Below are 9,338 nucleotides of genomic sequence, written 5' to 3'. Positions count from 1 at the left end.
GTCCGCGCCGGCCAGCGCGGGGACGGTCGGGGTGAGGACGGCCAGCAGCAGCGCGAGGACGAGGAGAAAGCGGCTTCTGCCGTTCGGGACGGTGGTCACGGGCACGTGCACGGCGGCTCCCTGGACGAGTGCTGCATCGGCGTGGGTGGCTGGGCGTACCCGGCGGTCAGTTCCTGCGGGGAAGGATCAGCAGGGCGTCTCCGACCGGGCGTTCGCCCGCCGCGTCGGACGGTGCGTTGATCACGGTACCGTTCGCCACCATCGTCGTGGAGCCGCCGCCGTCGAGGTTGACCGCGTCGCGCAGGCCGAGCGCTCGGGCGACCTTCGCGCTCTCGGTGATGCCGAGTCCGAGAGAGTCGGTGCTGCGGCCGTCGGCGGTGACGAGGACCGTCCGGCCGGACGCGTCGACTCCGGCCAGGGTACGCGGATTGCGCTTGTGCACCCAGCCGTAGTACCAGCTCGGATCGCCGGGGTGCACCATGCCGTCGGTGGCGGGGGTGACGTGCAGCCGCCCGTCACGGACCAGTTCGGGGCCGGCGTTGACGATGTCCGTGTCGCGGGACGGCGTGATCCGGCGTCCTTCGGCGTCCCGCAGGGTGGTTGTGATGCGCAGGCGGTCGCCGGGGCGGGCGAGGGCGGTGAGGTCGGTGACGTATCGGCCGGTCGCCTGGACTGAGCTGCCGCCGGCCGGGAGGGAGCCGCCACGCGGGGAGCGCAGTTCGACGACCCGGTCGTGGGCGTCCAGTACGGCTTCCGTGCCCTCACCCTGCGGTGTGCCGGCGCCGTAGTCGGTTGTGAAGGCGACGAGTTGGTCGGGGTTGGTGCAGGTCACGTCGTGGAGAGGGAGCGCGGTCGGAGTGTCGCCCGCGCTGCCGCCGCAGTTCCTGATCAGGCCCGGTACGCGGTTGACGCCGTGCAGAGGGAGGGTGGTGCCCCGTGCGGTGACCTGCCCCTGCCAGGTGAGGCGGGTGATCTGCGTCCGGCGGCCGTTGTCGTGGACGACCAGACCGGGGCGGCCGCTCACCGGTTCGCTCAGCAGGCGGCCGTCGTACACGCCCACGCCGGCCGGGTCGCCGGGGGCGCCGGAGCGGGGGTCGAGGACGAAGAAGCCGGCGTTGACCGCCGCGGTGGCGCCGGCGGCGTTCGCGAGTGCGCTGGTGGCCTCGCGGTTCTCCAGGTCCGGGCCGTGGGAGGCGTCGAGGGTGCCGCGGAACACGCGGGGGTCGAGGGTGAGGACGTCGATGCGCCACGGGCCGCGGTCGGTGGTCCCGCCGTCCCAGCCGGTGAAGGTGACCGCTCCGGTGAAGCCGGCCGCCCTGAGACGGGTGCGTTCCGCGGTCGCGGCGGACTGGTCGCCGAAGGAGCCGATGCGGACCCGCCAGCCGAGCGTGCCTCCGGCGTAGTCGGCCGTCCCCGGTGTGGTCACCTGCTCCACCCGCGCCCGGAAACCGCCGCTCCGCAGTTCGGTGGCCAGTTCCTCGGCGCTGGCCCGGTCCTTGAGGGTGGTGGGGGGTGCGTCGGGGTCGGGGGAGGTGTCCCCGCCGGGGATGGAGGCCTCGACGGTCCAGTGGTGTGCCGGGTCCTGGACGCCGCGCACGATACGGGTGAGTGTCAGGCCTGGCTGCAGGGTTCTCGTGGTCCGGGTCTCGGTCAGGCCGGAGGGGCCCAGGGGCAGGGCCGCGGGTCTCCCGGTCCGGGTGTCGGCCGATGCGGGGGCCGGCAGTCCGGTCATCGCGAGGAGCGCGCCGAGGACGGCACCCGCCCCGCACACTCTCTTCTTCATCTGTACCGCCTGGAGGGATGGGGATCTGAGGGAACGGCATCCCGGTGGGAACATGCGTTCACGCTCTCACCCCGTGCTGACAGGGACACGAACAGTCACTTGACGCACGGTGGACAAGTATCGACCGGTTCCGCCGCACGTCAAGAACGCCCGGCGGAGACCCGGCCCGCGACCGGGCGGCGTTGTCAGTGGTCGTCGGTAGATTCGTTTCCGTCCCGCCGGTCCGGCGAGGGCATCCCTTTTCGCATGCATGGGAGATGGTGCGTTGTCCGTCTGGGAGAGGTCGAGCACGGTGCGGGTGGTGCCGTCCGCGCGGCCGCGGAAGCTCGCCAAGGTGCCGTTCGCCGAGCTGGCGGACGGGAGGTTGCAGGGCGTGGTGTCCAGTGGGTCGGACATCGGGCGGGTGTACGTGTCGTCGGTCGAGGCGGGGACGTACGCCTTCGCGTGCAGCACCAACAACAACCGGCCGTGCGGCGGGGCGCGGGGCAGCTTCTGCAACCACATACGCGCGCTGGTCGACGAGGCCGTGCTGCAGTACGGCGTCGAGCGGGTGACCCGGTATCTGAAGGCCGAACCCACCGGCGAGGACCCGAGCGGGTACTCCGTGTTCAACGCCATGTACTCCACGCGGCCCGCCCAGGGGGACAGTTCGGCCGCGGCCCAGGTGTTCAGCCGGTTCCTGCGGCATCTGGCCTATCTCGAGTACGCGCCGGCCACCGCTCCGCTGCCGGAGATGCAGTGGTTCCCCACGACGAGGGCGGTGGCCTGATGCGTGCCGATCTGCTGACCGACGTCGTCGACGGGCTCGACGAGGCGCTCGCCGCCGTGGACGGTTTCGACGGGGCACTCGTCGACGGGCTGCTGCGCCCGCGGCCGGCACAGGCCGTCGGGCTCGCCGGACTGGCCGACGCGGTCGCCGGGTCGCCACTGGCCGGGCGGGTCGCCGAAGCGGCCGAGAAGACCGCTGCCGGTGCGGCCGGTGAGGATCACTTCGTGGCGCTCGCCGCCGCGCGCACCGCCCTGCTCGGTTCCGTGCACGACGCGCTCGTCGCGCGGGTCGGGGAGGCCGTCGGGCGGCCCCGCCCGGAGGAGAGCGGTACCGACCGGCCCGGCACCCAGGAGCCGACGGCCAACCTGCTGATCGCCGCCCGCAGTTGGCTGTGCGATCTGGCGCGGGCCGGGTGGCGCGGAATCGACCACGAACTGGTCGCCGGCGCGGCGCCCGTGGTGTCCGCGATGCTGCCCGAGCCGGGTATGCGCCGTCTGGCCGCGCTGCTCGACGGCTTCGCCGCCGAACTCGCCGCCTCCTGCCCCGGGGCGGCCCTGGAGCACGTTCCGGTGCGCCGGTGGGCGGACCTGTGGTCGCGCGCCGTGCTGCTGACCCTGCCCGGCGCGGCTTCCGCCCCGGCCGTCGGGGAGGTGACCGGCCGGCTGCTGCCGCTCGGCGTGGACGTCCAGGAGCACGCCACCGCCGTACAGGCGCAGGTCCATGCCGTGTTCGAGCCGGCGGACGGGGGCCCGGCGCGGCTGGTGCGGGCCAGTGTGTCCGCGCCGAAGCCCGACACCGTCGTCGGGGCCGGGCTGTGGCAGCTGCTCCGGCCGCACATGTCCCTGCTGGCCGCCGTGGGTGAGGGGCGTGCCGTGGAAGTGGACGCGATGCCCGTCACCGCCGAGGGCGATCTGGTCTGGGACGACGCCCGGGCCCGGACGGGTGAGCCCGCCGAGGTCTTCGCCGCCGCGCGGGTGGCGTTGCCCGCCGCGGCCGCCGCTCCGGCCGCGCCCCTGGACCGGCATCCGGTGCGGATCGCCGTGCCCGTGCTGGTGGAGGGGTACGCGGTGGAGGAGGGCGACGACGGGACGGCCTTCCTGATCGCCGGGCAGCGGCTCGCCGTGGACGTCGGCCGGGTTCCGGCCGCCGGTCCGCTGACCCCGGAGGTCATCGCCTCGTCCGGTGCGTGTGTCGGGCTGCTGCGCTGGGACGCCGGGGAGTTCCTGCTCCAGCCGCTCGCCGTCGAGCGGACCGTGCGGAAGAAGGCCGTCGCCGTGCACGCCGGGGCGTGGGCCGGGGGTACGACCGACAAGGCCGGCGTGCGGGCCGAGAAGGCGGCCACCGACGCCGTCACCGTGCTGCGCGAACGTGCCGGAAGGCTGCTGCGGAAATGAGCGAGGAGAGTACCGGAGGGGCACCGGCCCCCGAAGCGGACGAGAACCGGCGGCAGGTGCTGTACTGGCGGCTGCTGGCCCGGCTCTTCGATCCCGAGGAGCAGGCCTCGCTGGAGTCGGCGAGCCTTGCCGTGGTGGAGGACATCGGTCTGCCGTCCGCGCTGCTCGACCCGGGGGCGTCGGTCGATTCCGTGGTGCAGCGGCATCCGGAGCTGGCGCCGGAGTTCGACGGGCTGATGACGCCCGAACCGGACGAGGACGGCACGCGTGACCGGGCGGCGGAGGTGCGGCGCGCTGCGCTCGCGTCGAAGGTGCTGCTGAACGTGTTCGCCTCCGGCTCCGGGGCCGTCACCGCCGAACAGCTGGCCCGCTGGCAGTCCGACGCGGGCTGGCTGGAGCGGGCGCTGGGCTGCCGGCCCGGTGAACTGCGCGGCGGGCAGGGCGGCGGCGTTCAGCGGACGGGCGGTGGAGGGGGCGTCAGTCCCACCGGTACGGGGGGTGGCGGACGCACGCCGGACCTCGGCCGGCTGGTTCCGGAGATCGGGCCGGAGCTGGGCTCGATCGAGGCCGGTCTCGTCAAGCGGATGCGGCTGCGCGAGGTGCTGGCCGACCCGGCGCTGGCATCGCGGCTGACTCCGAGCATGTCCCTGATCGAGCAGTTGCTGCGGGACAAGGACAACCTCTCGGGGGTGGCCCTGGCGAACGCCAAGGCGCTGATCCGGCGTTATGTCGACGAGGTCTCCCAGGTGCTGCGGAGCCAGGTGGAGAAGGCCACGGTCGGCGACATCGACCGGTCCGTCCCGCCCAAGCGGGTCTTCCGCAACCTCGACCTGGACCGCACCATCTGGAAGAACCTCACCAACTGGAGTCCTGAGGAGGAGCGGCTCTACGTCGACCGCCTCTACTACCGGCACACCAGCCGCAAGACGACACCGCAGCGGCTGATCGTGGTCGTGGACCAGTCGGGTTCCATGGTCGACTCGATGGTCAACTGCACCATCCTGGCGTCCATCTTCGCCGGGCTGCCGAAGGTCGACGTCCACCTGATCGCGTACGACACCCAGGCGCTGGACCTCACGCCGTGGTCACACGACCCGTTCGAGACGCTGCTGCGCACCAAGCTCGGCGGTGGCACCGACGGCACGGTCGCCATGGCGCTCGCCCAGCCGAAGATCGCCGAGCCGCGCAACACGGTGGTGGTGTGGATCTCCGACTTCTACGAATGGCGCACGGACGAGCTGTTCGACAGCATGGCGGCCATTCACCGCTCGGGCGCGAAGTTCATTCCGGTGGGCTCGGTGTCCAGCGGGGGCCGCGGCAGCGTCAACCCGTGGTTCCGGGAGCGGTTCAAGGACCTCGGTACGCCGGTGATCTCCGGCCACATCAAGAAGCTCGTGCACGAGCTCAAGACGTTCCTCACGTGATCGGCGCGGGCAGCGTCCCACGTCTCTCGTCGTCCGTCTCTCGTCGTCCGTCTCCCCTCGATCGTCTCTCCTCGATCACCGTACGAAAGGCTCTTCTCTCATGTCCGACCTGCTGCGCGCGCCCGCCGAGATCAAGTTCGCCGAGGAGCTCGACTGGCTGGAATCGATCGACGACAGCCCCAAGCCGTTCTCGTGGCGGCTGTCCCCGAAGATGGTCCGGCTGTTCATCCTCGGCTCCGAGCGGGCCGACGGACTGGACCGGCAGGTGACGCAGAAGTGGTTCGGTGACCGCAGCTTCGTCGAGCGCTCCATCGTCACGCTCGCCTCCGACCGCGGTCTGCTGCTCATCGGCGACCCCGGCACGGGCAAGAGCTGGCTGGCCGAGCTGCTGTCGGCCGCGATCTGCCGCAACTCCACGCTGGTGGTGCAGGGTACGGCCGGTACCACCGAGGACCACATCAAGTACTCGTGGAACGTCTCGATGGTCATCGCCAAGGGGCAGTCGCGGGAGTCGATGATCCCCTCGCCGATCATGACGGCGATGGAGGGCGGCGCCATCGGCCGGTTCGAGGAGCTGACCCGGTCCACCAGCGATGTGCAGGACGCGCTGATCTCGATCCTCTCCGAGAAGTACATCTCCGTTCCCGAGCTGGAGAGCGGGGGCGGCGACGACAACATCGTGTTCGCCAAGCCCGGTTTCTCGATCATCGCCACGGCCAACAGCCGCGACCGGGGGGTCAACGACCTGTCGTCCGCGCTCAAGCGCCGCTTCAACTTCGTCCGCATCCCGGTGGTGACGAACAAGAAGAGCGAGGCGGAGATCGTCCGCTTCCGCACCGAGGAACTGCTGCGCCGGCACTCCATCGAGCTGGACGTGCCGCCGACCCTGCTCGACGTGCTGCTGCAGAGCTTCGCCGACCTGCGCGCCTCCGCCTCGGCGGCCGGCAGCGACGACGAGAAGCTGGAGTCGGCGCTGTCGACGGCCGAGCAGATCGGTGTGCTGGAGGACGCCGTCCTGCACAGCAACTTCTTCGGCGAGCGCGCCCTCACCGCCCGCACCCTCGCCTCCTCGCTGGTCGGCTCCCTGACCCGGCGCGAACCCGAGGACCTGGCCATTCTCAACAAGTACCTGCACGGGGTCGTCGAGCCGCGCAGCAAGGAGGAGGGCGGCTCCTGGCCGGAGTTCCTGGAGGGCGGCCGCGACGCGATCGCCACCCTGTCATGAGCGGGCCCCAGCAGAGCACGGAGAGCACGTCGTTCGCCGCGCTGCGCGGTCAGCTCCAGGATGCGGCGGCCACGTTCGCGGGCGGACAGGACGCCCTGGAGGGCATCCTGCTCGGCATGGTCGACGACGTCGACCGCGCGATGCGCGAGCCGCTGGAGATCTTCCCCGTCTGCCACCACTCCCCCGCCTCCGCGCTCGCCATGGCCCGGCGGCTGCGGGAGAAGCAGCCGAAGGTCGTGTACCTGGAGCTGTGCGAGGACATGGCACCGCTGCTGACCGAGCTGCGCAACTGCCGGCTGCCGGTGGCGGTGCAGGCGTTCGCCGGGGACATCGACGGTTTCCCCCAGGAGTGGGCGCCGCTGTCGGTGGTCGCGCCGATCACGGAGGCGTCGGCCGAGTACCAGGCGATCGCGTACGCCCTGGACACGCCGGGGGTGGAGCTGGTCCTGGTCGACCGGTCCTCGGACCACGTCTTCCAGTGGGACAGCCGGGGCGAGCAGGCATCCGGGGAGACCGAGCCGCCGGACGGGGCGGAGGCGGCGCTGCACGGCGAGGCCGTCGGGGTCGAGATCGGCGACCTGCGGCCGCGTTTCGCCGAGCTGGAGGAGCACCTGCTGCGCCACGGCAGGGTGCGGCACTGGTCGGAGTGGTGGCACCAGTACGTCGAGGTGCCGCTCGGCGACGGCGCCGCCGGCCATGACACGTACCGCCAGGTCATGTTCCTCATCGGCAGCCTGTTCCGGCGGCTCGCCCCCGGCGACGGCGCCCGGGTGCGGGTCGACGAGGACCGCGAACGGTACATGTGGACGCGGATGCGCGAGCATCTGTCGGCGACCGGCACGGACCCGGAGGACTGTCTGTACGTGTGCGGCGCGTTCCACGCGGCCAGCCGCGTCGAGGAGTTCGGCGTGCGGGGCGGCTCCGGCACGTTCACGATCTCGCCGCGCACCGCCACCGGCTGGCAGTACGGACTGATCCCGTCCAGTCACGCGGCCATCGAGGCGCAGTTCGGCCTGGCGGCGGGCTCGGTGTCGATCGCGGCGACGGAGTGGGCGAAGAGCCTGAAGCGGACGCGGGTGAAACCGTACCGGCTGGAGGGCCAGGCGGGGACGAAGAAGTCCGGGAAGAAGAAGGCGGCCGTCGCCCCGGCCGTCCCGGCTCCGCCGTCCACGGCCGCCGGGGACGAGCTGTCCGGGTTCCTGCGCCGGCCGCCCGTGCTCGACGGTCTGGACGAGGCCGAACTGCTGGGCTGGTCGGTGGAGATCGTGCGGGCGGCCCGGCGGGGCGGCTACCTCGCCTCCACGGCGGACGCCATCGCCGTGTTCGAGACGTCGATCCTGCTCGCCGGGATGCGGGACCGGGCCAAGCCGACGCCGTACGACTTCCAGGACGCGGCGGTCACCTGCATCGAGAAGGACAGCGTTCCCGGGCGGCGGGACGTGCGGCGGCTCGTCGAGATCATGATGGGCGGCGACCGGACCGGGCAGGTGGGCTACGAGGCGCTGCCGCCGCTCGCCCGCGATGTGTACGACCGGCTGGAACCGCTGGGCCTGCCGCTGCAGCAGCGGGGTGTGAAGCGGGCTCTGCTGGACATGACGTCCCGGCCGGAACTCGAGGCCTGCTCGGACGTCCTGTGGATGCTGCGGCGGCTGATGCCGCACGGCGCGGCGCGGACCGTCATGGGTGAGCGGCGACTGGGTGAGCGGTCGATCCAGGAGTCCTGGGACCTGGCCCTCGGTACCCACCAGCGGGCCCTCATCGAGCTCGGCTACGACGGCGTCAGCCTCGAGCAGGTGCTGGAGCAGCGGCTGCGGTGCGACGCGTACGGGCCGCAGGCGACCACGGCGACGGTGCTGGCGGCGGTCGAGGACACCCTGTTGTTCCTGCGCGGCCGTCGCCTCGCCGACGAGCTCGGTACGCACGCGCTGAAGGTGCTGGCGGCCGAGCGCAGTGTCGACGGGGCGCCGGAGGTGCTGCGCCGGGCGCGTGCGCTGCTGGCGTACTACCGCACCGAGGAGCCGGTGCTGCCGGCCTGGATCGAGTCCTTCGTCAAGACGGGATACGCGCACTACTGCACGCTGCTGCCGACGGCGTTCCGGGACGAGGACGCGACGGTGGGACAGGTCGCGGCGATGCTCGGCTTCCTGTTCAGCATGGAGAGCCTCGCCCTGTCGCTGGGCTGCGACCGGACGCAGCTGGAGCTCGCGGTCGCCCAGTCGCATCCGGACGACCCGGCGAAGACGGCGCTGCTGTGGGCCGCACAGGTGCAGCTCGGCACCCTGTCCCGGGCGGAGCTGCGTGAGCGGTGCGACGCGTTGCTGGACAATCCGCTGGTGGTGCCCGCCTACCCGCGCTATCTGAGCGGTTTCGTGCACGCGCTGGAGCCGGTGCCGGGGCTCGCGGACGTGGTCGTGGAGGCGGTGTCGAACGCGTTCGGGCGGCTGCCGGACACGGTGCTGCTGCCGTGGCTGCCGCTGCTGATCACGACGCTGCGTGCGGGGGCGGCGGATCTCGCGCCGCTGCTGATCCGTGAGGCTGGGCGGATCTTCCCGGGCCGGCTGGCGGCGCTGGACGCGTGGATACCGCCGTGGCGGACGCCGGAGACGGATCCCTTCGCCGCCGCCCGGGCGCACCTCGCGACAGCGGGACCGACCGGCGTCGCGTTGCTCGCCGCACACCCGGAGGCGTGCGACGCGGTCGCGGGGCTGCTCGGCTGCGACGGAGGCTGGACGCGGCCCGGCGT

General features: G+C 72.4%; 6 protein-coding genes. 5 read left to right on the top strand and 1 reads right to left on the bottom strand.

All coding sequences use genetic code 11. From position 1 onward, the window contains the following. Positions 1–166 precede the first annotated feature (166 nt). On the bottom strand, positions 167–1,783 hold the full coding sequence (locus tag B9S61_RS04220) for a phosphodiester glycosidase family protein (RefSeq protein ID WP_103540982.1): 1,617 nt from the start codon (positions 1,781–1,783) through the stop codon (positions 167–169). Positions 1,784–2,033: 250 nt separating this feature from the next. On the opposite strand from B9S61_RS04220, the gene B9S61_RS04215 reads away from it, so the two are divergent. From B9S61_RS04215 to B9S61_RS04195, 5 genes are all read left to right on the top strand, one after another. Beyond that, positions 2,034–2,552 carry a hypothetical protein gene (locus tag B9S61_RS04215; protein ID WP_181007230.1) on the top strand — a complete coding sequence of 173 codons (519 nt, stop codon included), beginning with the start codon at positions 2,034–2,036 and terminating at the stop codon, positions 2,550–2,552. Then, positions 2,522–3,946, top strand: coding sequence for a hypothetical protein (locus B9S61_RS04210; RefSeq protein WP_258039537.1), 1,425 nt, complete (start codon positions 2,522–2,524; stop codon positions 3,944–3,946). Before B9S61_RS04215 ends, B9S61_RS04210 begins: the two co-directional genes overlap by 31 nt. Next, complete coding sequence (locus tag B9S61_RS04205; protein WP_103540980.1) at positions 3,943–5,370, top strand: VWA domain-containing protein; 1,428 nt, start codon at positions 3,943–3,945, stop codon at positions 5,368–5,370. Before B9S61_RS04210 ends, B9S61_RS04205 begins: the two co-directional genes overlap by 4 nt. A 100-nt stretch (positions 5,371–5,470) precedes the next feature. Continuing rightward, a complete protein-coding gene (locus B9S61_RS04200; protein ID WP_103540979.1) occupies positions 5,471–6,595 on the top strand; it encodes an AAA family ATPase in 1,125 nt (374 codons plus the stop codon). Next, a partial coding sequence (locus tag B9S61_RS04195; RefSeq protein WP_103540978.1) for a DUF5682 family protein occupies positions 6,592–9,338 on the top strand: 2,747 nt, incomplete at its 3' end. The genes B9S61_RS04200 and B9S61_RS04195, both read left to right, overlap by 4 nt.

It is taken from the genome of Streptomyces sp. SM1, assembly GCF_002910825.1.
GTDB lineage: Bacteria > Actinomycetota > Actinomycetes > Streptomycetales > Streptomycetaceae > Streptomyces > Streptomyces okerensis.
The sequence above is the reverse complement of the archived record's forward strand: the minus strand, read 5'-3'. Positions and strand labels throughout refer to the sequence as shown.

What these genes read in the sequence shown, in the direction of transcription:
- B9S61_RS04220 (WP_103540982.1), bottom strand. Translation starts at nt 1,783, where the DNA reads ATGAAGAAGAGAGTGTGCGGGGCGGGTGCCGTCCTCGGCGCGCTCCTC.
- B9S61_RS04215 (WP_181007230.1), top strand. Translation starts at nt 2,034, where the DNA reads ATGGGAGATGGTGCGTTGTCCGTCTGGGAGAGGTCGAGCACGGTGCGG.
- B9S61_RS04205 (WP_103540980.1), top strand. Translation starts at nt 3,943, where the DNA reads ATGAGCGAGGAGAGTACCGGAGGGGCACCGGCCCCCGAAGCGGACGAG.
- B9S61_RS04200 (WP_103540979.1), top strand. Translation starts at nt 5,471, where the DNA reads ATGTCCGACCTGCTGCGCGCGCCCGCCGAGATCAAGTTCGCCGAGGAG.